Origin of the sequence: Streptomyces sp. NPDC090119, from assembly GCF_044747085.1 — a bacterium.
Lineage (GTDB): Bacteria > Actinomycetota > Actinomycetes > Streptomycetales > Streptomycetaceae > Streptomyces.
The window spans coordinates 393961-413592 of the sequence record NZ_JBIVDK010000003.1; the positions used below are offsets into that span (position 1 = coordinate 393961).

19 protein-coding genes and 2 tRNA genes are annotated in these 19632 nt (G+C 72.4%); 8 read left to right on the forward strand and 13 right to left on the reverse strand.

The window, feature by feature from the left end; translation table 11 throughout:
- Window positions 1-17: 17 nt before the first annotated feature.
- The 8 genes from def to ACIPPM_RS14485 all read right to left on the reverse strand — a co-directional run bounded on the left by def (window position 18) and on the right by ACIPPM_RS14485 (window position 7311).
- A complete protein-coding gene (gene def / locus ACIPPM_RS14450) occupies window positions 18-668 on the reverse strand; it encodes a peptide deformylase (protein ID WP_401447226.1) in 651 nt (216 codons plus the stop codon).
- A 127-nt stretch (window positions 669-795) separates the two neighbouring features.
- Window positions 796-1776, reverse strand: a complete 981-nt coding sequence (locus ACIPPM_RS14455) for a tetratricopeptide repeat protein (RefSeq protein ID WP_401447229.1) — start codon at window positions 1774-1776, stop codon at window positions 796-798.
- Window positions 1777-1886: 110 nt separating this feature from the next.
- Window positions 1887-3128 carry a metal-dependent phosphohydrolase gene (locus ACIPPM_RS14460; protein WP_401447231.1) on the reverse strand — a complete coding sequence of 414 codons (1242 nt, stop codon included), beginning with the start codon at window positions 3126-3128 and terminating at the stop codon, window positions 1887-1889.
- Window positions 3125-4447, reverse strand: coding sequence for an HD-GYP domain-containing protein (locus ACIPPM_RS14465; RefSeq protein WP_401447234.1), 1323 nt, complete (start codon window positions 4445-4447; stop codon window positions 3125-3127). The genes ACIPPM_RS14460 and ACIPPM_RS14465 overlap by 4 nt, the downstream gene beginning before the upstream one ends.
- Window positions 4448-4554: 107 nt before the next feature.
- A complete protein-coding gene (gene rsrA / locus ACIPPM_RS14470; protein WP_161149708.1) occupies window positions 4555-4857 on the reverse strand; it encodes a mycothiol system anti-sigma-R factor in 303 nt (100 codons plus the stop codon).
- Complete coding sequence (locus ACIPPM_RS14475) at window positions 4854-5549, reverse strand: sigma-70 family RNA polymerase sigma factor (RefSeq protein ID WP_401447237.1); 696 nt, start codon at window positions 5547-5549, stop codon at window positions 4854-4856. Before ACIPPM_RS14475 ends, rsrA begins: the two co-directional genes overlap by 4 nt.
- 258 nt (window positions 5550-5807) lie before the next feature.
- Complete coding sequence (locus ACIPPM_RS14480; RefSeq protein ID WP_401447239.1) at window positions 5808-6455, reverse strand: alpha/beta family hydrolase; 648 nt, start codon at window positions 6453-6455, stop codon at window positions 5808-5810.
- Window position 6456: 1 nt separating this feature from the next.
- Complete coding sequence (locus tag ACIPPM_RS14485) at window positions 6457-7311, reverse strand: SOS response-associated peptidase (protein ID WP_401447242.1); 855 nt, start codon at window positions 7309-7311, stop codon at window positions 6457-6459.
- Between the two features lie 50 nt (window positions 7312-7361).
- On the opposite strand from ACIPPM_RS14485, the gene ACIPPM_RS14490 reads away from it, so the two are divergent.
- The 4 genes from ACIPPM_RS14490 to ACIPPM_RS14505 all read left to right on the forward strand — a co-directional run bounded on the left by ACIPPM_RS14490 (window position 7362) and on the right by ACIPPM_RS14505 (window position 10926).
- Window positions 7362-8084, forward strand: a complete 723-nt coding sequence (locus ACIPPM_RS14490) for a M50 family metallopeptidase (RefSeq protein WP_401447244.1) — start codon at window positions 7362-7364, stop codon at window positions 8082-8084.
- 61 nt (window positions 8085-8145) lie between these two features.
- Complete coding sequence (aroA, locus tag ACIPPM_RS14495; protein ID WP_401447246.1) at window positions 8146-9462, forward strand: 3-phosphoshikimate 1-carboxyvinyltransferase; 1317 nt, start codon at window positions 8146-8148, stop codon at window positions 9460-9462.
- 17 nt (window positions 9463-9479) lie between these two features.
- On the forward strand, window positions 9480-10490 hold the full coding sequence (rsgA, locus tag ACIPPM_RS14500) for a ribosome small subunit-dependent GTPase A (RefSeq protein WP_401447248.1): 1011 nt from the start codon (window positions 9480-9482) through the stop codon (window positions 10488-10490).
- A 112-nt stretch (window positions 10491-10602) separates the two neighbouring features.
- Complete coding sequence (locus ACIPPM_RS14505; protein ID WP_401447251.1) at window positions 10603-10926, forward strand: DMT family transporter; 324 nt, start codon at window positions 10603-10605, stop codon at window positions 10924-10926.
- Between the two features lie 21 nt (window positions 10927-10947).
- Here ACIPPM_RS14505 and ACIPPM_RS14510 read toward each other — a convergent pair whose 3' ends face one another.
- Window positions 10948-11556 (reverse strand): TetR/AcrR family transcriptional regulator, encoded by a 609-nt coding sequence (locus ACIPPM_RS14510; protein WP_401447253.1) that lies wholly within the window; start codon window positions 11554-11556, stop codon window positions 10948-10950.
- 164 nt (window positions 11557-11720) lie between these two features.
- On the opposite strand from ACIPPM_RS14510, the gene hisN reads away from it, so the two are divergent.
- The 3 genes from hisN (at window position 11721) to ACIPPM_RS14525 (ending at window position 13605) form a co-directional block, all read left to right on the forward strand.
- Window positions 11721-12515 (forward strand): histidinol-phosphatase, encoded by a 795-nt coding sequence (gene hisN / locus ACIPPM_RS14515; RefSeq protein WP_401447255.1) that lies wholly within the window; start codon window positions 11721-11723, stop codon window positions 12513-12515.
- Between the two features lie 150 nt (window positions 12516-12665).
- On the forward strand, window positions 12666-13091 hold the full coding sequence (locus ACIPPM_RS14520; protein WP_401447257.1) for a cyclic nucleotide-binding/CBS domain-containing protein: 426 nt from the start codon (window positions 12666-12668) through the stop codon (window positions 13089-13091).
- Window positions 13092-13188: 97 nt separating this feature from the next.
- A complete protein-coding gene (locus ACIPPM_RS14525) occupies window positions 13189-13605 on the forward strand; it encodes a Fur family transcriptional regulator (protein ID WP_393596227.1) in 417 nt (138 codons plus the stop codon).
- Between the two features lie 110 nt (window positions 13606-13715).
- Here the strand turns inward: ACIPPM_RS14525 and ACIPPM_RS14530 are convergent.
- The 4 genes from ACIPPM_RS14530 to ACIPPM_RS14545 form a co-directional block, all read right to left on the reverse strand.
- Window positions 13716-13789: transfer RNA gene (locus ACIPPM_RS14530), tRNA-Met, on the reverse strand.
- Window positions 13790-13861: 72 nt separating this feature from the next.
- The gene (locus ACIPPM_RS14535; RefSeq protein WP_401447260.1) at window positions 13862-15694 is read right to left on the reverse strand and encodes a tetratricopeptide repeat protein; all 1833 of its coding nucleotides are present in this window, start codon (window positions 15692-15694) and stop codon (window positions 13862-13864) included.
- A 205-nt stretch (window positions 15695-15899) separates the two neighbouring features.
- Window positions 15900-15973, reverse strand: a tRNA-Met gene (locus ACIPPM_RS14540).
- Between the two features lie 43 nt (window positions 15974-16016).
- Entirely contained in the window at window positions 16017-18893 is a 2877-nt protein-coding gene (locus ACIPPM_RS14545) for a UPF0182 family protein (RefSeq protein WP_401448470.1), read from the reverse strand.
- A gap of 157 nt (window positions 18894-19050) precedes the next feature.
- Here ACIPPM_RS14545 and ACIPPM_RS14550 point away from each other — a divergent pair, with 157 nt between their 5' ends.
- Window positions 19051-19599 (forward strand): PPA1309 family protein, encoded by a 549-nt coding sequence (locus ACIPPM_RS14550; RefSeq protein ID WP_393596229.1) that lies wholly within the window; start codon window positions 19051-19053, stop codon window positions 19597-19599.
- The last annotated feature ends 33 nt before the right edge of the window (window positions 19600-19632 follow it).

Below are 19632 nucleotides of genomic sequence, written 5' to 3' on the forward strand. Positions count from 1 at the left end.
GGTTCCGCGCGCTCCCGTCAGTCGTTGGCGACCACGTCGTAGCGTGGTTCGTTCTCGGCCATCTGCCGCAGCGCGTCCTTGCGGTCCCGCTTGGAGAGGCGGTCGATGTACAGGTAGCCGTACAGGTGGTCGGTCTCGTGCTGGAGGCAGCGGGCGAAGTACCCGGTGCCGCGCACCTTGACCGGGTTGCCCTTCTCGTCCTGCCCGGTCACCTCGGCGTAATCGGGGCGCGCGAGCGGCGCGTACGCCGTGGGCACCGACAGGCAGCCCTCGTTGCTGTCGTCCAACCGGCGGGCCGCGGCGGGCAGTTCGACCAGCTTCGGGTTGACGACCACACCGGTGTGGCGCACGCCGTCGTCGTCCGGGCAGTCGTAGACGAAGACCTTCTGGCTCACGCCGATCTGGTTGGCGGCCAGGCCCACGCCCTCGGCGGTGCGCTGGCTGGCGAACATATCCGCGACCAGCTGCTCCAGCTCGGGGCCGAACTCGGTGACGTCCGCGCACTCCTTGTGCAGCACCGGGTTGCCGACGACCGTGATCGGCCGCGAGGTCCCGCGCTCACGCCAGGCGGCCTCGCGCTCCTCGCACTCCTCCGTGTCGACGACATAGCCCTCGTCGTCGACGGGGAGCACGCCCGCGTGCTGCTGATCGGTGTCCTGCTGAGCCATGACCGAGTGACGCCTTCCTCAAAATAAACATGGGGGGACTAGCGGATACAGGGTACGGGTAGCGCCCTGTCAGGGGCGCGGGGAACTGCGCGACCAGCCACGACGGACCGCAACCGGGCAGCGCCGATCAGCAGACCTCTTCCAGATCCCGCCAGTCCCGGGAGTCCGGGCTGTCCGCGACCCACCCGTCCAGCAGCCCCCGGACCAGCGAAGGCGGCGCGGCGATCCCGCACTCCCGCTCCGGCACCCACAGCTGCCCGTCCGTCCGGTGCCCCAGCGGGCCGGGGTGACCGGGCTCGCTGTGGTCGTGGGGGTCGAGATGCACGCCCTCCCCCTCGTCGGACGGCATCCGCGACTCCGAGCACATCCGGCACAGCAGCCGCACGGAGGACGACCAGTCCTCCGCCGCGAACCCGGCGTCGGCGGCCAGTTGCTCCAGCGCGTCCCGGTCCGCCTCGGTGGCCGCTTCCAGCAGCACCACCCAGGTCGGCACGGGCGAGGGCGCCCACAGCTCGATCTCGTCGAAGACCGGGTACGAGTGCCCGGTGGAGGTGGTGCGCTCACCGTGCGGGACGCCGTCGTGCAGCACGACCTCGCCCCAGCGCCGCCCCGAGGAGGGCAGCGGGATGGACAGCACCTCGATCCGCGCCGGGTCCAGCCTGCGTCCCCAGACCACCTCGGCCTCGCCCTCGGGGGAGAGCCGTACGGCCGCGCTGCCCAGCTCCATGCCGAGCGGCTCACCGAGCGCGGTGGCGCCGCCGGGCACCTTCAGCCCGTACGCCTGCCAGGCGCGGCGGGCCAGCGGCCAGTCCTGGAGGGCGGTGGCGGCGATGCCGACGTTCCACCAGTCGGGCGCGCCGGTCTCCCGGTCCAGCAGGGCCACGGCGCGCAGTCCGGCGGCGCGGGCCTGTTCCCAGTCGTGCCGGAACTTGTGCAGCAGGGCCAGGTTGAACCAGGACTCGGCGAGCCAGGGCTCCAGATCGGCGGCGCGGGTCAGCAGCTCGCCCGCGTCCTCGTACCGGCCGTCGCCGATGAGTGTGAACGCCCGGTCGGTGGCCTGCCGCCAGGAGGCGGAGGGCCGGTTCCGTACCTTGCCGAAGATCCTCACGATTCCCGCCTGCCAGTTCCGTTCCGCTCAGTGGGCTGGCTGTTGCCCCCGGTCTGCCTCTCACTCGCATCCAACCACGTCACGTGGGAGAGGCGCTCATTACCCATCGGTTACCCAGCGACCGGCAGGGTCAGACAGTCGCGGGACAGGACCCGCGCCAGTGATTCCACCACCTCGGGGGCGTAGTCCCCGGCGGTGGCGAGCCGCAGTTCCTCCAGCGCGCGCAAGGGACCCTCCACCCCGGCGTCGCGGGACTTCTCCTCATAGGCGTTGACCGCGCGGACGATGCGGGCGGCGACCGGCTGGTCCCGGTAGGGGTCGGCCTGCCGCTCCACGACCACGGCGACGGCCGCGGCCACCCCGGTCTGCCGGACCACGGCCCCGCCGAGCAGGGCGATGCGGCGCTGCTCCGCGCCGGGCAGTGCCGCGGTGGCGCCCGCGTGGACCGGGTCGACCAGGCTGAGCTGGCCGATGTCGTGCATGAGGGCCGCGTGCTCCAGCACGGTCAGCTCGGTCCCGGTGAGCCCGAGGTCCCGGCCCACCGCGAGGCTGAGCGCGGCGACCCGGCGGGCGTGGCCGGGCGGGGTGTACCCGGCGATCTCGGTGGCGCGGGCCAGCGAGGTGATGGTCTGCCGGTAGGTGGCGCGCACGGCCGCGTACCGGCGCAGCGACAGCTGGGTCAGCAGCAGCGGGAGGCAGAACAGCGGCAGCGCCCACAGTCCGGCGACGGCCACCGCGAGCGCCATCACCGCGCCGGTGGCGCAGACGGCGGAGCCGATGCCGAGCAGGCCGCGCAGTTCCTCGCGCAGCAGCGCACCGAAGGGCCAGCGGGTGCGGGAGTGGGCGAGCGCGGCGGCCAGTACCGCGTCGCACAGGGCGGTGAGGACGAGCAGCGCGACGAGCAGCAGGGCGTAGGCGGAGCCGTCCCAGTGGTCGAACACGCCCCGGCTGTACAGGGGTTGGAAGCAGACGGCGGCGAAGCCGACCTTGAGGACCCGGCGGGCGAGGTGGTCCAGGGTGGGGGTGCGGCCGCGCCAGATGTGCGGGACACCACCGAGCAGGGTGGCGACGAGCACCACGGTGACGATCTGGGCGGGGCCGTGCTGGGCGGGGTGCCCGGCGTCGGCGCCGAGCAGGGCGTAGGAGAGGGAGCCCGCGGTGCCGAGGGGCGCGGCGCGACGGGAGCCGCCGCCCTTCCAGCGGGTGAGTTCGCCGACGGCTATGAGGACGCCGAAGGCGAGGGCGGTGCCCCGGTCGTCGACGCCGGTCCACAGGGTGGCGCCGAACGCGAGGGCGGCGACGAGGGCGGCGGCGCCGTGGATCAGACGGCGGACGCTCGGGCGGGCGGTCACCGGTGGGCCCCGGTGGTCCGGCCGTGGGTGCGCTGGCGCGGCGGGACACCGGAGGCGGGTTCGTCGGCGGTGACCTCGGGGCGCCAGCCGTGGCGGCGCAGGGCGGCGGCGAGCGCGCCGACCATCCGGGGGTCGAACTGGGCGCCCGCGCACCGCTCCAGCTCGGCGACGGCGACCTCGACGGGGCGGGCCCGGCTGTAGGAGCGGGTGGAGGTCATGGCGTCGAAGGCGTCGGCGACGGCGACCACGCGGGCGCACTCGGGGATCTGGGTGCCCTCCAGCCCGTAGGGGTAGCCGCTGCCGTCGAGGCGTTCGTGGTGGTGCAGGATCGCCGCGCGGGCCTCCCCGAGGAAGGAGATGCCGCGGGTCATCTCGTGGCCGTACTCGGGGTGGAGTTCGATGATCCGGCGTTCCTCGGGGGTGAGCGGGCCGTCCTTGCGCAGCAGCCGGGTGGGGACGCCGAGCTTGCCGACGTCGTGCAGGATGCCCGCGAAGCGGAGTACTTCTACGCGGGCGTCGTCCATCCCGAGCTGGCGGGCGATCATCACGGACGCCTGGCCGACGCGTTCGCTGTGGCCCCGGGTGTAGCCGTCCTTGATGTCGACGGCCTGGACGAGGGCGCGGATGGTGGCCTGGTGGGCGGCGCGTTCACGGTGGTACTGGGCGAACACCCAGCAGGAGACGCCCATCGGCAGCAGGACGAGCAGGGCGGCGACGGGCCCGTAGGGGCTGCGCCACAGTACGGCGGTCATCAGTCCGGCCAGGCCGTGCACGGCGACGGGGGCGAGGGAGCGGGTGAACAGTCCGCGCCAGGCCCGGCGGAGCGGGACCCGGTCGGCGGCGGCGTGCATGGCGCCGTCGAGCAGGGTGAGGACCAGGCAGAAGGCGAGCACGGCGGCCCCGGCGGGCAGCAGCGCGTAGGGGAAGACGGAGCCGTCGACGGCGGCGCCGCCGTCCAGCGCGTGGTGTGTCTGCGCGGCGGCCCAGACGGCGAGCGCGGGCCGGGCGGCGCGCCAGACGCGGCGCGGCAGCGTCGGCGGGTGCTCGACCGGGGAGAGCAGGGCGGCGGGCAGCGGGACCAGGGCGGCGGCGGCCGGGGGGAGCAGGAAGGCTCCGGCGAGCAGCACGGGGTAGAAGGTGCCGCCGAAGCGGCGGCGGACGACCTGGTCGCAGAGCGCGTACAGCGCGGCGAGCAGGGCGAGGGTTCCCCAGGGGGTGGGGGTGGCCGGTGCGGGCAGCGCGCAGAGCGCGGCGAGCAGGGCGGCGCCGGCCACACAGGCCCGCGCCCTTGCCGGAACCCTTGCCGGAACCGCCTCCATGACGCCCTCCCCGCCCGTGCCCCGTCCGGGTGGAGCGTAGGACGGGACACGGGGAAGGCGGGGGCTAGTCCGGTGGGATTAGCACGTTCGGGTGACGCAGGCGGCGGTCAGCTCTCGCGGGCGACCGCGGTCACGTCATGCTCGGGCACGGTGCCGCCGGAGCGGATCAGCTCGATCCGGCCCATGACCTTGGCGCGCAGGTCGGCGGGGACGTCGTCATGTCCGCAGCACCGCTTGACCAGCTTCTTGACGGCCTGCTCCAGACCGTACTTCTCCAGGCACGGGTGGCATTCCTCGAAGTGGTGCTGGAACTTGTCGCGGTCGACGTCCGGCATCTCGCTGTCGAGGAACTCGTACAGATGGTCGAGGACCTCACTGCAGTCCGTCTCGTGCGGCTCTCCGCAGCTCATGAGCCCGAGCCTTTCGCTTCGTGCGACTCTCCGGCGCCGGCCGGGACCAGTCCGCGCTCGCGCGCGTAGTCCTCCAGCATGCCGCGCAGTTGACGGCGGCCCCGGTGCAGCCGGGACATCACCGTACCGATGGGGGTCCCCATGATGTCCGCGATCTCCTTGTACGCAAAGCCCTCTACGTCCGCGAGATAGACCGCGATGCGGAACTCCTCGGGGATCGCCTGGAGCGCGGACTTCACGTCCGAGTCCGGCAGGTGGTCGAGCGCCTGGGACTCGGCGGAGCGCAGCCCCGTCGACATGTGCGACTCGGCGCGGGCGAGCTGCCAGTCCTCGATCTCCTCGGCCGCGCTGCGCTGGGGTTCGCGCTGCTTCTTGCGGTACGAGTTGATGAACGTGTTGGTCAGGATCCGGTACAGCCACGCCTTGAGGTTGGTGCCTTCGCGGAACTGGTGGAACGACGCGTACGCCTTGGCGTACGTCTCCTGCACCAGGTCCTCCGCGTCGGCCGGGTTGCGCGTCATGCGCAGCGCGGCGGAATACATCTGGTCGAGGAATTCGAGCGCGTCCCGCTCGAAGCGCGCGCTGCGCTCCGTGCTGGTCTCGGCGCCCGCCTCCGCGTCCACGCCCTGGCCCTCGGGCAGCTCCGCCTGGCCGCTGCCGGCCCCTGCGTCGGTCCCAGTGACCGGACCCACCTCCTCAAGTTCCCGCGCGGGACCGAGACCGGCCCCACTCGTTTCGGAGGATAGAACACGACCCGTACCCGCCGCCGCTCGAATCGGAGCGGTCTTGGCCGCGTGCAGCACCGTCCAGTCCAGGTCAGTACGGCTGCTGCGACTCGGACATGCGGTCGAACCCATGCGGCTGACTTCCTCTCCCGCGACGACGCCTCACCGGCGCTCCAGCACTTCTGTCCGGCACAACAGCGGTGCCCCGGCGGGCATTCCCGAGGGTCACCCGAGTGACGCGGCCCACCTGACGACGGCGTCCGTCACGGTCTCCAGCGTGGCCTCCTGGGTCACGGGGGCCCGTTTGGGCACGGCGAAGGAGTGGTCGCCGTAGGGCACCTCGGCGAGTTCGAATCCGCCCTCGGGGAATTCCTCGGGTCGGCCGAAGGGGTCGTTCCCGCCCTGGACGACGAGGGTGGGCACCCCGGCGCCGAGCAGTTCGGCGGCGCGGGACTTCTCCGGCTTGCCCGGGGGGTGCAGCGGGAAGCTCAGCGCGAGCACCGCGCGGGCGTCCAGCTCGGTGGCGGTACGGCAGGCGACGCGGGCGCCCGCGCTGCGGCCGCCGGAGATCACCGGCAGGCCGGGCCGGGTCAGCGCGGGCCACAGGCCCCGCCAGCCGGTGTCCAGCGTCTTCGGGGCGGGGGCGACCTTGCGTCCGGCGACCCGCCAGGGCTGCTCGACCAGGGCGACGCTCACCCCGTGCGCGGGCAGCGCGGCGGCGAGCGCCTGGAGGTCGCGGGCCTCGATGCCGCCCCCGGCGCCATGGCTGACGGCCAGGACGAGGCGAGGCTCGGGCGCGTGGTGCCAGGTGACGCGGGCCGTCCCGGCCTCGGTCTCGACGGTCTCGGTCGCAGCGGCGGAAGTGGGGCTCACATCAGAAGAGTGTGCCCTCCTCGGGCCCCTCCAGTTCCTTCAGCAGCTCCGGGCCGTTGTTGCGGACGTTGCTGACGGCCGTGGACACCGGGTAGGCCCGCATCAGGCCCTCGGGCGGCGGGGCCAGCAGCTCCCGCAGCTGGTCGGGGTCGTTGCGCGTGGGGTCCAGCCAGGCGTCCCAGCGGTCCGGGGTCAGCATCAGGGGCATCCGGGGGTGGATGTCGGCGAGCGAGCCGGGGCCCTCGGCGGGGGCGACGGCGAGCGGGCTCCGCTCGGCCTCGGTGGTGATCACCGAGCAGGTCGCCCACCAGGCGCCGGGGTGGTCGTCGGGCAGGGTCGCGTCGCGCCAGAACTCGTACAGCCCGGCCATGGCGAACACCGAGCCGTCGGCGGGGAGCACGAAGTACGGCTGCTTGCGGGCCCGCTTCTTCTTCCCCTCCACCTCCAGGTCGCGCTCCTGCTCACCGGTGACCCACTCGTAGTAGCCGTCGGCGGGCAGGATGCAGCGGCGGGCGGCGAAGGCGCGGCGGTAGGCGGGCTTCTCGTGCACGGTCTCCGCGCGGGCGTTGATCATCCGGGCGGCGCCCTCCGGGGTCTTCGCCCAGGACGGCACCAGGCCCCACTTCAGCCGGCGCAGCTGGCGAACCGGACGGCGGTCGGCGGCGTCTTTCAGCGGACGGTCCAGGACCGCGTAGACCTCCTTGGTCGGGGCCACGTTCCAGTCCGGCGCCAGGGTCTCCTCGGGTTCCGGGGTACGGTCGCCCCCTTGCGCCGGGGCAGGGGGGACCCCCACCTCGATGTCGAAGACTCCCGCGAGATCCTCTGGGCCACGACTGGCCGCATACCGTCCGCACATACCAGCCACAGTGCCAGAGTCCGTCCGACGACAGGGAGCCACCCGTAGACATGGACAGCAAAACGACCACCGCGCTGCCCGACCTCTGGGACCGGCTCAGCGGCACCCAGCCCGGTCCCGACCTGTGGGTGGTCCTCGCCACCCTGGCCGCCGCGCTCGCCGTGGTCGCCCCGCACCCGGTGTGGCGGGTGGCCCGCAACGCGATCACCATCGCGCACGAGGGCGGCCACGGGCTGATCGCTCTCGTGACCGGCCGCAAGCTGACCGGGATACGGCTGCACTCCGACACCAGCGGCCTCGCGGTCAGCCGGGGCAAGCCGTACGGGCTCGGCATGATCCTGACGGCCGCCGCCGGCTACACCGCGCCCTCGCTGCTCGGGCTCGGCGGGGCCGCGCTGCTGGCCGCCGGGCGCATCACCCTGCTGCTGTGGGTGGCGACCGCCCTGCTGCTGGCGATGCTGGTGATGATCCGCAACGCCTACGGGGTGCTGACCGTGGTGCTGACCGGCGGAGCCTTCCTGCTGGTGTCGTGGCTGGCTGGGCCGCAGGTACAGGCGGCATTCGCGTACGCCGTGGTGTGGTTCCTGCTGCTGGGCGGGGTGCGTCCGCCCTTCGAGCTGCAGGCCAAGCGCAGGCGGGGCGGCGCCGGGGACTCGGACGCGGACCAGTTGTCCCGGCTCACCCATGTCCCGGCGTGGCTGTGGCTGTTCCTGTTCCACGCGGTGTCGCTGTGCTCGCTGATCGGGGGCGGGCAGTGGCTGCTGCGGCTGTGAGCCGCCGCCGTGCGGGTTCGATCAAGATCTGGGTGCGTTCCCAGCCACTAAAGTGGAGCGCATGACCGCGAACCCCGCTGATACCGCCCTCTGGCCCGCCCCGCACGCGACCGGGGCCGTCGACGCGACGGTCCACGTGCCCGGTTCCAAATCGGTCACCAACCGGGCCCTGGTGCTGGCCGCCCTCGCCTCCGAGCCGGGCTGGCTGCGCCGTCCGCTGCGGTCGCGGGACACCCTGCTGATGGCCGGGGCGCTGCGCGCGATGGGCGTGGAGATCGAGGAGGGCGTCGGCCCGGACGGCTCCGGCGAGGCGTGGCGGGTGCTGCCGACGGGGCTGCGCGGTCCGGCCACGGTGGACGTCGGCAACGCGGGCACGGTCATGCGTTTCCTGCCGCCGGTCGCCGCGCTGGCCGACGGCCCGGTCCGCTTCGACGGCGACCCCCGTTCGTACGAGCGCCCGCTGCACGGCGTGATCGACGCGCTGCGGGTGCTGGGCGCCCGGATCGACGACGACGGCCGGGGCGCGCTGCCGCTGACCGTGCACGGCGGCGGGGCGCTGGAGGGCGGCCCGGTGTCGGTCGACGCGTCCTCGTCCTCCCAGTTCGTCTCGGCGCTGCTGCTGTCCGCGCCGCGCTTCAACCAGGGCGTGGAGGTCCGCCACACCGGCGCGACGCTGCCCTCGCTCCCGCACATCCGGATGACGGTGGATATGCTGCGCGCGGTCGGCGCCCAGGTGGACACCCCGGAGTCGGGCGGCGAGCCGAACGTGTGGCGGGTGACGCCGGGCGCCCTGCTGGGCCGGGACCTCACCGTCGAGCCAGACCTGTCCAACGCCCAGCCGTTCCTGGCGGCGGCTCTGATCACCGGCGGCAAGGTGACGATCCCGGACTGGCCGGAGCGCACCACCCAGCCGGGTGACCGGCTGCGGGAGATCTTCACCGAGATGGGTGGCTCCTGCGAGCTGACCGAGTACGGGCTGGTGTTCTCCGGTTCCGGCGCGGTGCACGGCATCGACGTGGACCTGGGCGACGTGGGCGAGCTGACCCCCGGCATCGCCGCGGTCGCCGCCCTCGCCGACTCCCCCTCGACCCTGCGCGGGGTGGCCCACCTCCGGCTGCACGAGACGGACCGGCTGGCCGCGCTCACCAAGGAGATCAACGAGCTCGGCGGCGACGTCACCGAGACCGCCGACGGCCTGCACATCCGCCCCCGCCCGCTGCACGGCGGGGTGTTCCACACCTACGACGACCACCGGATGGCGACGGCGGGCGCGATCATCGGCCTGGCCGTGCCCGGGGTGCGGATCGAGAACGTGGCGACGACGGCGAAGACCCTCCCGGACTTCCCCGAGCTGTGGGCCGGGATGCTCGGTAACTGACGGGCGGACTGACGATCATGCGCCGCTACGGCAAGCACACCGACGAGGACGACATCCGCACGCGTCCCAACCGCAAGGGCAACCGCCCGCGGACCAACATCCGGCCCAAGCACGAGGACGCGGCGGAGGGCATGGTCCTCACCGTCGACCGGGGGCGGCTGACCTGTCTGGTCGAGGGGCGGACGGTCACCGCGATGAAGGCCCGCGAGCTGGGCCGCAAGGCGGCCGTGGTGGGCGACCTGGTGTCGCTCGTCGGGGACCTGTCCGGCCAGAAGGACACCCTGGCGCGGATCGTGCGCATCGGGGAGCGCACCTCGCTGCTGCGCCGCACCGCCGACGACGACGACCCCTACGAGCGGGTCGTGGTGGCCAACGCCGACCAGCTCGCCATCGTCACCGCCCTCGCGGACCCCGAGCCCCGCCCCCGGCTGATCGACCGCTGTCTGGTCGCGGCCTTCGACGGCGGCCTGGAACCCCTGCTGGTCATGACCAAGTCGGACCTGGCCTCCCCGGACAAGCTGCTGGAGCTGTACGGCGACCTGGACATCCCCTACGTGGTCACCAGCCGCGAGGAGCTGGAGAACGGCGACGCCGCCGACCGGGTCCGCGAGCAGCTGGACGGGAAGATCACGGCGTTCGTCGGCCACTCCGGCGTCGGCAAGACGACCCTGGTCAACGCGCTGGTGCCGGAGGACCTGCGGCGTACGACGGGCCATGTCAACGCGGTGACCGGCCGGGGCCGTCACACCACGACCTCCGCGCTCGCGCTGCCGCTCGGCGACGGCACGGGCTGGGTGGTCGACACTCCGGGCGTCCGGTCCTTCGGGCTGGCGCACATCGAGCCCTCGCGGGTGATCAACGCCTTCCCCGACCTGGTGCCGGGCACGGCGGACTGCCCGCGCGCGTGCAGCCACGACGAGCCGGACTGCGCGCTGGACGCCTGGGTGGCCGAGGGACACGCCCGGCAGGCCCGGCTGTACTCGCTGCGCCGGCTGCTGGCCACGCGGGAGCGCCGCGAGGGCGACTGAGGCTCGCGTGGTTTGCCGGGGCGCGGGTTCGGTAAGTGCATAATCGCGTCGAGCCGGAGATCCGGACCAAGGGTCTTTCATCCGGAAGGCAGACCCTACGGGAGGACAGCACATGGCGTGGCTGCTGGTCATCGTCGCCGGGCTTCTGGAGACCGGTTTCGCCGTGTGCCTGAAGCTGTCCCACGGCTTCACCCGGCTCTGGCCGACGATCGCCTTCGCCGCCTTTGCCCTCGGCAGCTTCGGCCTGCTGACCCTGGCCCTGAAGAAGCTGGACGTCGGTCCCGCCTACGCGGTGTGGACCGGCATCGGCGCGGCCGGTACGGCCATCTACGGCATGGTCTTCCTCGGTGACCTGGTGTCCACCCTGAAGATCGTCTCGATCTCCCTGGTGATCGCCGGGGTGATCGGCCTCCAGTTGTCGGGGTCGGCGCACTAGCCGTCTGCCGGGGTCGGCGCACTAGTCGTCGAGGTCCCGGTGCAGGGCGTGGTGGACCAGGGCCGCGGTGCCGCCCTCGCCCGCCGGTGCCGACACGCAGGACAGGCCGAGGCGGAGGGCGAGTTCGCAGGCGAAGGCGAGCCGTGCGGTGTCGGCCGCGGGGGTACCGGGTGCGGTGAGGACGGCCACGGCGCGGTCGCGCACCATCCGCAGGAAGTCTCCGGGGGTGGGCAGCGGCCCGTCGGCCCGGCGCTGCGCGGGCACGGTGGAGGTGGAGGGCAGGCCGGGCCGGGCGGGCTCGGGCAGCCGTTCGTGCCAGCTGCCGGTGAGCATGGCCCGTACCAGCGCGTTGCCGCGGGCGGCGGTGGCGGTCCATTCGGCGGTGGCGGCGAGCCGGTCGCGGGGGTCGGCGTGGGTGGCGAGGGCGCGTTCCACCCCGGCGAGGTAGCCGTCGGCCTCGCGCCGCATCAGGGCCCTGGCCAGGCCGTCCTTGCTGCCGAACTCGTTGTAGAGCGTCTGCCGGGACACTCCGGCGGCCGCGGCGACGTCCACCATCCGCACCGTCGACCACGGCCGGTTGGCGAGCGCTCTGCCTGCGGCGTCCAGCAGCGATTCGCGGGCTGCGGGCATCTTCGCCTCCCTGGGGCGAGCTGTGGCGCTTAGATTTGACTCGCCCACCGGCGCTGTCAAGGGTCCGGGGGCGGCCGGAGGGCGCGGTTCGGCCAGGGCGCCGTACGCCGCGCCCGCGCTCCCCCTGGTGGCTTCCGGACACCCCCGGCCGATACGGTCGTCACATGCCGGACTATCTCGACGATCTGCGCCTCGCCCATGTCCTCGCGGACGCCGCCGACGCGACGACCATGGAGCGCTTCAAGGCCCTCGACCTGAAGGTCGAGACGAAACCGGACATGACGCCGGTCAGCGAGGCCGACAAGGCCGCCGAGGAGCTGATCCGCAACCACCTCCAGCGCGCCCGCCCCCGTGACTCGGTGCTCGGCGAGGAGTACGGCGCCGAGGGCTCGGGCCCCCGCCGCTGGGTGATCGACCCGATCGACGGCACCAAGAACTACGTGCGCGGGGTCCCGGTGTGGGCGACCCTGATCTCGCTGATGGAGGCGGGCCAGGGCGGGTTCCACCCGGTCGTGGGCCTGGTCTCCGCGCCCGCGCTGGGCCGCCGCTGGTGGGCCGCGAAGGGCCACGGCGCCTTCACCGGGCGCAGCCTGACCTCGGCGAGCCGTATCCATGTCTCCGGCGTGAGCGACCTGGCGGACGCCTCCTTCGCCTACTCCTCGCTCACCGGCTGGGAGGATCGGGGCCGGCTGGAAGGCTTCCTGGGGCTGTCCCGCGACGTGTGGCGCACGCGCGCGTACGGCGACTTCTGGCCGTACATGATGGTGGCGGAGGGCGCGGTGGACATGTGCGCGGAGCCGGAGCTGTCGCTGTGGGACATGGCGGCCAATGCGGTCATCGTCACCGAGGCGGGCGGCACCTTCACCGGTCTCGACGGCCGCCCGGGGCCGCACAGCGGTGACGCGGCGGCCTCCAACGGCCTGCTGCACGACGAGTTGCTGGGGCGGCTCGGCGAGTAGGCGCGCCCGCCTGGACCGCGCGCCCCCAACTGGCCGCGTCCGCCCCCTTGTTGACCTCCCTTTTACCTGTCACGCTGAAGCCTCCCTCACTTGTGAATTCGTGAATCCGCGCTTGTGCGGCGCGGGTTCCACAGGAGGTGGCTGACGCCCATGCTCGTTCCCGCGCCCGCACCGACCCCCGCCCTCGTCCGAGACGCCATGAGCACGGTGGTCCTCACCATCGGCCCCGCCCACACCCTCCGCCAGGCCGCCGCCCTGATGTCCGCCCGCCGGGTCGGCGCCGCCGTGGTGCTCGACCCGGACGCGGGCGGCATCGGCATCCTCACCGAACGGGACATCCTGAACTCCGTCGGCCTCGGCCAGGACCCGGACGCGGAGTCCGCGCACGCCCACACCACCACGTCCGTGGTCTTCGCCGCCCCGGCCTGGACCCTGCACGAGGCCGCGAGCGCCATGACCCATGGCGGCTTCCGGCATCTGGTCGTGCTGGACGGCGGCGAGCCCGCGGGCATCGTCTCGGTCCGCGACATCATCCGCTGCTGGGCCCCGGCCCGCGCCCCGGAACCGGCTCTCTGAACCCCGCTCCGGCAGGGTTGGACTGAGTCCAACCCTGCCCTGATTCCAAAACCACACCTGTTCGGGATCTGTTCGGCCTGCTGTTACGCTGGCTGCCATGAGTGACCTTCTGGACCGGCTGCGTGGGCGCGGATGGCGGCTCACCTCGCAGCGCCGCGTGGTGGCCGAGGTGCTGGACGGCGAACACGTCCACCTCACGGCCGACGAGGTCCACGCGCGCGCCGCCGCGAAACTGCCGGAGATCTCCCGCGCGACCGTCTACAACACCCTGGGCGAGCTGGTCTCACTCGGCGAGGTGCTGGAAGTCAGCACGGACCACCGCGCCAAGCGGTACGACCCGAACGCGCACCGCCCGCACCATCACCTGGTCTGCTCGCGCTGCGGCGCCATCCGTGACGTGCACCCGGTCGGCGACCCGCTCTCCGACCTCCCGGACACCGAGCGCTTCGGCTTCGCGGTCTCGGACGTCGAGATGACCTACCGCGGCCTGTGCCCGGAGTGCGCGACCGCCTGACCCACACGAAATGCCGCCCCGCACCGGGGCGGCATTTTTCGCGCCCGCGTTCTGCACGCACATACGACTAAGGGCCGGAACCCTTTCGGATTCCGGCCCTCGGCCTTCAGTAGCGGGGACAGGATTTGAACCTGCGACCTCTGGGTTATGAGCCCAGCGAGCTACCGAGCTGCTCCACCCCGCGTCGATGAACAAGACACTACGGGACCCATGGCCGCCGAGGCAAATCCATTCCCACGGGCCCCTTCCGCCCAGGTCAGGCGGACAGCTCCTCGCGCAGCGCGTCCCGCAGCCGCGCCGCCCGCTCGGCCACCTCCACCGGGCCCAGCTCCACCGCGCGGGCCGCCCAGCGCTGCCCCTCGGCCAGCTCGCCCCGGCGCGCGTACACCAGGGCCAGGCGCAGCGCGGCCCGGCCGTGCCCGGCGTCGGCGGCGCGGGTCCACCACACGGCGGCCTCGGGCTCGCTGCCCTCACGGGCCAGCAGCAGCCCCAGGTTGAAGGCGCCGTTGCGGGAGCCCGCCTCGGCCGCCGCCCGGTACCAGCGGGCCGCCTCGACCACGTCACCGCGCGCCGCCGCGAGCATGCCGACCCGCACCTGCGCGCGCCGGTGGCCCTGGCCGGCCGCCCGCTCGTACCACTCCTCGCACTCCGTCTTGTCGTGCACGCTCTCGCCCAGCTCGTGCGCGGGCTCCGGCGGACGGCGCGCGTCCAGCACGGTGGCCAGCCGGTACGCGGCCTCCGCGCTGCCGCCACCGGCCGCGCAGCGCAGATGGCGCTCGGCGGTCTGCTCGTCGCCCTCGCGCAGCCGGGCGATGCCGACCTGGAGGGCGGCCTCGGTGTGCCCGGCGGCGGCCGCGCGCTCGTACCAGCGCACCGCGGCCTCGGTGTCCCATTCGGTGTCGCGTCCGGCGTACAGGATGCCGAGGTTGAACGCGGCGTCCACGCTGCCCGCCTCGGCGGCCTTGGAGAACCAGGGCTCGGCGCCGCTGGTGTCGCCGCCCCTCAGCAGCAGGATGGCCAGCGCGTTCGCCGCCTCCCGGTGACCGGCGTAGGCGGCGCGCCGGTACCACTGCTCGGCCTGGGCGGTGCGGCCCTGCTCGGCGCAGAGCAGCCCGAGGTTGTAGGCGCCGTTGTCGTCCCCGGCGTCCAGCGCGGCCCGGTACCAGCGCTCGGCGGTCTGGGTCTCGCCGCGTTCGGCGTGCAGGGCGCCCAGCGCGTTGGCCGCGTTGCCGTCGCCGTCCTGGGCGGCGCGCAGCCACCACACGGCGGCGCTCTCGGTGTCCCCAGCGTCGCGCAGCAGGAAGCCGAGGGCGCAGGCGGCGCGGGCCTCGCCGTCCTTGGCCGAGGTCAGGTACCAGCGCCCGGCCTCCTTCAGCTCGCCGCGCTTCTCCAGGATGGCGCCGAGGTGCAGCGCGGCGCGGCGGTGGCCGCGCGCGGCGGCCTGGCGGTACCACTGCTCGGCCTCGGCGGACGCCTCGCCGCTGCCGGGCTCCTCCTCGCGCCCGGTGCGGGGCTCGGCGTCGCCGCCGTCCAGGGAGCGGGCGAGCCGGTAGGCGGCCTCGCGGTGGCCGCGTTCGGCGGCGGCGCGCATCCAGTACGCGGAGCGCGAGTCGCCCCGGTGCTCCAAGAGGTCGGCGAGGGCGTAGGCGCCGAGCACATGGCCCTGCTCGGCGGACTGGCGCAGCCAGTACTCGGCGGCGGGTTCGTCACCGCGCTCGCGGTGATGGCGGCCGAGCGCGTGCGCGGCGGCGGCCGATCCGGCGACGGCGGCGATCCGCCACCAGTCGGCGGCCTCGTCGGCGTACCCGCGCTGGTGCAGCAGGACACCCAGGTTGTTGGCGGCGGGCCGGTCACCGGCGGACGCGGCGGCACGGAGCTGGGGTTCGGCCGCGTCCAGGTCGCCGCGGCGCAGCAGCATGGCGCCGAGGACACTGGCGGCCTCGGCGTCGCCGGTGCGCGCCGCCATCCCGAGGCGCACCTCCTCGGCGTCCTCCCCCACCTCGTCCACGTCGCGGGACGGTTCCTCACCCGAAGGCTGCACAAATCGCCCTGTCTCGAACAGAGTTGCCTTGTCCCCCATAACGTCCATCGTCGCACCACCTGCAACCTGGGTACACCCGGTGTACCGCAGCCCGTGAGGTCACTACAGCGTTTTGTCGACATGCCCACAGAGAGACAAGTCAAACACAGTTGGCCCAACTCCGGGCGGCGGCGCGGCCGATGAAACACGCAGCACATGAGTTCGCACATCACGAAGGCCCGGATCTCGATGAGATCCGGGCCTTCGTTTTCAGTAGCGGGGACAGGATTTGAACCTGCGACCTCTGGGTTATGAGCCCAGCGAGCTACCGAGCTGCTCCACCCCGCGCCGTTGTGTGCACAACTCTAGCACGGCGCGGAGCGGGCTCGGGTCAGTCGCCGCTGGTCCGGGGCTTCTCCGCCGCGGACTGGGCGTCCTCGGCCCGCCGCAGCGCGTCCTGGAGGTCCTTCTGCGCCTTGGCGTAGGCGTCCCAGTCCGGACCGGACTTCAGCGCCTCCTGACCCGCGTCGTACGCCTTCTGGGCGTCCTGGAGGGCCTGGCGGACCGTCGGGTTGGTGGACGTCGGCGGTTCGGTGGTGCCGGACTCCGGCGGTTCGGAACCCTTGACCCCGAAGACGTTGTCCAGCGCCTCGTCCAGGGTGTTCTCGAAGGCGGTCCGGCCCTCGTAGGTCACCAGCACCTTGCGCAGCAGCGGGTACTTCAGTGTGCCGCCGCGCACATAGACCGGCTCCGCGTACAGCAGGCCGCCGTCCAGCGGGACGGTCAGCAGGTTGCCGTACTCGACCTGGGAGTGGCCGCGGCTCAGCAGGCTGATCGTCTCCGCGATGGACGGTTCGGAGTTGAACTGGCTCTGCACCTGTTTGGGGCCGTCGACCGTGGTGCTCGTCGGCAGCTTCAGGATTCTGATCTTGCCGTAGTCGCTGGCGCGCGGATCGGAGTCGACGGCCATGAACGCGCTCAGGTTGTCCCGGCCGTTCGGGGTGAAGGTCGTCGTCAGCGAGAAGACCTGCTGCTTCTGGTCCGGCATCTTCATGCTCAGGTAGTACGGCGGGACCGAGTCGCGCGAGTCGTTGGACGGGTCGTCCGGGACCTGCCACACCTCGCTGCCGCTGAGGAAGGTCTGCGCGTTGGTCACGTGGTAGCGGGTGAGCAGCTCGCGCTGGACCTTGAACAGGTCCTGCGGGTACCGCAGATGGGCCATCAGCGCGGGGCTGATGTCCGCGCGGGGCTTCACCGTGTCCGGGAACGCCTTCATCCACGTCTTGAGCACCGGGTCGGCCGCGTCCCACTGGTAGAGCTTGACGTCACCGGTGTACGCGTCGACGGTCGCCTTGACCGAGTTGCGGATGTAGTTGACCTGGTTCTGCTGGGCCACCACCGCGCGGGAGTTGTTGGTCGCGGTCAGCGAGTCGGCCGTGGTGTCCCCGAGCGTGGTGCGCGAGGCGTACGGGTAGCCGTTGCTGGTCGTGTAGGCGTCGACGATCCACTGGATGCGTCCGTCCACCACGGCCGGGTAGGCGTCGCCGTCGATGGTCAGCCAGGGCGCGACGGACTCGACGCGGTCCTTGGGCGTGCGGTTGTACAGGATGCGCGAACCGTCGCCGATCGCCCCGGAGTAGAGGATCTGCGGCTCGTTGAACGCCACCGCGTACGCCGCCCGGTTGAGCGGGTTGTCGAGGTTGACGCCGCTCTTGCCCGTGTAGCTGGTGGTCTTCTCGCCCTCGTCGTCGGAGTAGTCGATCTCCTTCTGGGGACCGCCGACGATGGAGTACGTGGTGGTCTTCTCGCCGTAGTAGACCTGCTGCTGGTACTCGCCGAGGTCGCCCTTGGAGGGCAGGTTCTTCTCGGTGAAGACCGGGCGGCCCTTGTCGTCGGACTCGGTGCCCTTGGCGGCGACCACGCCGTAGCCGTGGGTGTAGCGGAAGTGGTCGTTGATCCAGTTGTTCTTCGGGATGCCGCCCAGGTTCAGCTCCCGCAGGCCGAGGACGGTGTCCTGCTCCTTGCCGTCCTTGGTGGGGTACCGGTCGACGTCCAGGTTGGTCGGGAAGCCGTAGTAGTTCCGGATCTGCTGGAGCTGCTGGAACGTGGGCGAGACCACGTTCGGGTCCATGATGCGGATGCTGGCGGTCTTGCCGACCTGGTCGCGCAGCGTCGTCTTGTCGTCGGTCGCCGCCCGGCCGGGGTACTCGCTGACCTTCGTGTGGTCGATGCCGTACGCCTCGCGGGTCGCCTTGAGGTTCTTCTGGACGTACGGGGCTTCCTTGGCCTGCTCGTTGGGCTGGACCTGGAACTTCTGCACGATGGCCGGGTAGAGGCCGCCGATCAGGACCGCGGAGAGCACCATCAGGCCGAAGCCGATGACGGGGAGCTGCCAGGTCCGCCGCCACAGGGTGGCGAAGAACAGCAGCGCGCAGATGACGGCGATGAAGAACAGGATCGTCTTCGCGGGCAGATAGGCGTTGGCGTCCACGTAGCGCAGACCGGTCCAGTTGCCCGTCGCCTTGAAGTCGCTGGACTTCACCGCGAGGCCGTACCGGTCGAGCCAGTAGGCGACGGCCTTCAGGGACACGAAGAGGCCGAGCAGCACCGACAGATGGCCGGTCGCGGCGGACGAGGCGCGCGAACCGGGGCTGGTGACGCGCAGTCCGCCGTACAGGTAGTGGGTGAGCGCGGCGGCGATCAGCGACAGGATGGCCGTGGCGAAGCCGAAGGCCAGCAGGAAGCGGTACCAGGGCAGGTCGAAGGCGTAGAAGGACACGTCCCGGTGGAACTGGGGGTCCTTCTCGTTGAAGGACACGCCGTTGACCCACATCAGCCAGGTCCGCCACTGCCCGGCCGCCGAGGCACCGGCGATCAGGCCGACCAGCGCGGTGACGGCGAGCAGCAGCCAGGTCTTGTACGGCGCGATCCCCATCCGGTACCGGTCGAGGCTCTGCTGTTCCATCGACATGGCGCTCAGCGGGGGCCGCAGGCGGTGCGCGAGCCAGATGTTGAAGCCCACCGCGAGGGCCATCAGCACACCGAAGACGAAGAACAGCCCGATCTTCGTCCACAGGGTGGTGGTGAACACCGACGAGTAGTGCACCGACCGGTACCAGAGCCAGTCCGTCCAGAAACCGGCGAACATGGTGAAGGCCATGCCGAGGGCGGCCAGCACGCCCAGGGTCACGAGCAGGGTCCTCACCCGCCGGGACGGACGGCCCGCCCTGATCCGTGGCCCCGTCGGGCCTCCGCCGCGGTCCGGCATCTGGAAAGCCAAGGTGCGCACCTCGAAGTCGCTGTCGATCCGTCAGGCCCTCGTGTTCGCGGACCCTTGGTGGCCCCCTGTGATCGCGGGCCCCCACCTATGCAACTTACTCACGGTTTACTCGGTTCCCGATTTCGGCCGGGAACGAGGCAGGATTGTGACCATGTCCAACACTCCCATGGCGGCGAGCCCGCTCACCCGGGCCGTACTCGAGATCGACGAGTACGCGTCCGGCCTCGGCTGGGACCAGCCGGCCCGCCTCTTCGCCCTCGTCGACACCGCGCGTCTGCGCACCCAGGAACCCTCCCTCGCGGCCCAGCTGGGTCTGGACGAGGAGACCGGTGACACCGGCTTCACCCCGATCGAGCAGGACGAGGTCCCGGCGGGCAAGCCGCTCGACGAGTTCCTCGCCACCATCGCCTGGCCGGACGCGGTGGTCGGCTGCGCGCTCACCGTGGAACGCCTGATGCTGCCCTCGTCCGTCGACACGCAGGTCCCGCAGGGGCTCAGCGACGCCGAGCTGGCCAAGTGGGTGGCCGCGCGTCCGGAGCGCCAGGAGGTGCGGATGACGGTGGCGGTGCTGCGCGACGGCAACCGCGAGTCGGCGATCCGGCTGCGGGAGAAGGACTCGGCGACCGAGGTGCTGACCGGTCCGGACCTGGTGCCGGGTCTGGCGGAGGCGCTGGCGGCGACGTTCTCCGACTGAGCGCTCTCTCAGTAGTACTACGTACGCGCGCGG

Bases quoted from the DNA above. Each gene is read 5' to 3' on its own strand.
- def (WP_401447226.1), bottom strand. From the start codon at position 668: ATGGCTCAGCAGGACACCGATCAGCAGCACGCGGGCGTGCTCCCCGTC.
- aroA (WP_401447246.1), top strand. From the start codon at position 8,146: ATGACCGCGAACCCCGCTGATACCGCCCTCTGGCCCGCCCCGCACGCG.
- rsrA (WP_161149708.1), bottom strand. From the start codon at position 4,857: ATGAGCTGCGGAGAGCCGCACGAGACGGACTGCAGTGAGGTCCTCGAC.
- ACIPPM_RS14520 (WP_401447257.1), top strand. From the start codon at position 12,666: ATGCTCGTTCCCGCGCCCGCACCGACCCCCGCCCTCGTCCGAGACGCC.
- rsgA (WP_401447248.1), top strand. From the start codon at position 9,480: ATGCGCCGCTACGGCAAGCACACCGACGAGGACGACATCCGCACGCGT.
- ACIPPM_RS14465 (WP_401447234.1), bottom strand. From the start codon at position 4,447: ATGGAGGCGGTTCCGGCAAGGGTTCCGGCAAGGGCGCGGGCCTGTGTG.
- ACIPPM_RS14485 (WP_401447242.1), bottom strand. From the start codon at position 7,311: ATGTGCGGACGGTATGCGGCCAGTCGTGGCCCAGAGGATCTCGCGGGA.
- ACIPPM_RS14490 (WP_401447244.1), top strand. From the start codon at position 7,362: ATGGACAGCAAAACGACCACCGCGCTGCCCGACCTCTGGGACCGGCTC.
- ACIPPM_RS14545 (WP_401448470.1), bottom strand. From the start codon at position 18,893: ATGCCGGACCGCGGCGGAGGCCCGACGGGGCCACGGATCAGGGCGGGC.
- ACIPPM_RS14525 (WP_393596227.1), top strand. From the start codon at position 13,189: ATGAGTGACCTTCTGGACCGGCTGCGTGGGCGCGGATGGCGGCTCACC.
- ACIPPM_RS14510 (WP_401447253.1), bottom strand. From the start codon at position 11,556: ATGCCCGCAGCCCGCGAATCGCTGCTGGACGCCGCAGGCAGAGCGCTC.
- hisN (WP_401447255.1), top strand. From the start codon at position 11,721: ATGCCGGACTATCTCGACGATCTGCGCCTCGCCCATGTCCTCGCGGAC.
- ACIPPM_RS14505 (WP_401447251.1), top strand. From the start codon at position 10,603: ATGGCGTGGCTGCTGGTCATCGTCGCCGGGCTTCTGGAGACCGGTTTC.
- ACIPPM_RS14535 (WP_401447260.1), bottom strand. From the start codon at position 15,694: ATGGACGTTATGGGGGACAAGGCAACTCTGTTCGAGACAGGGCGATTT.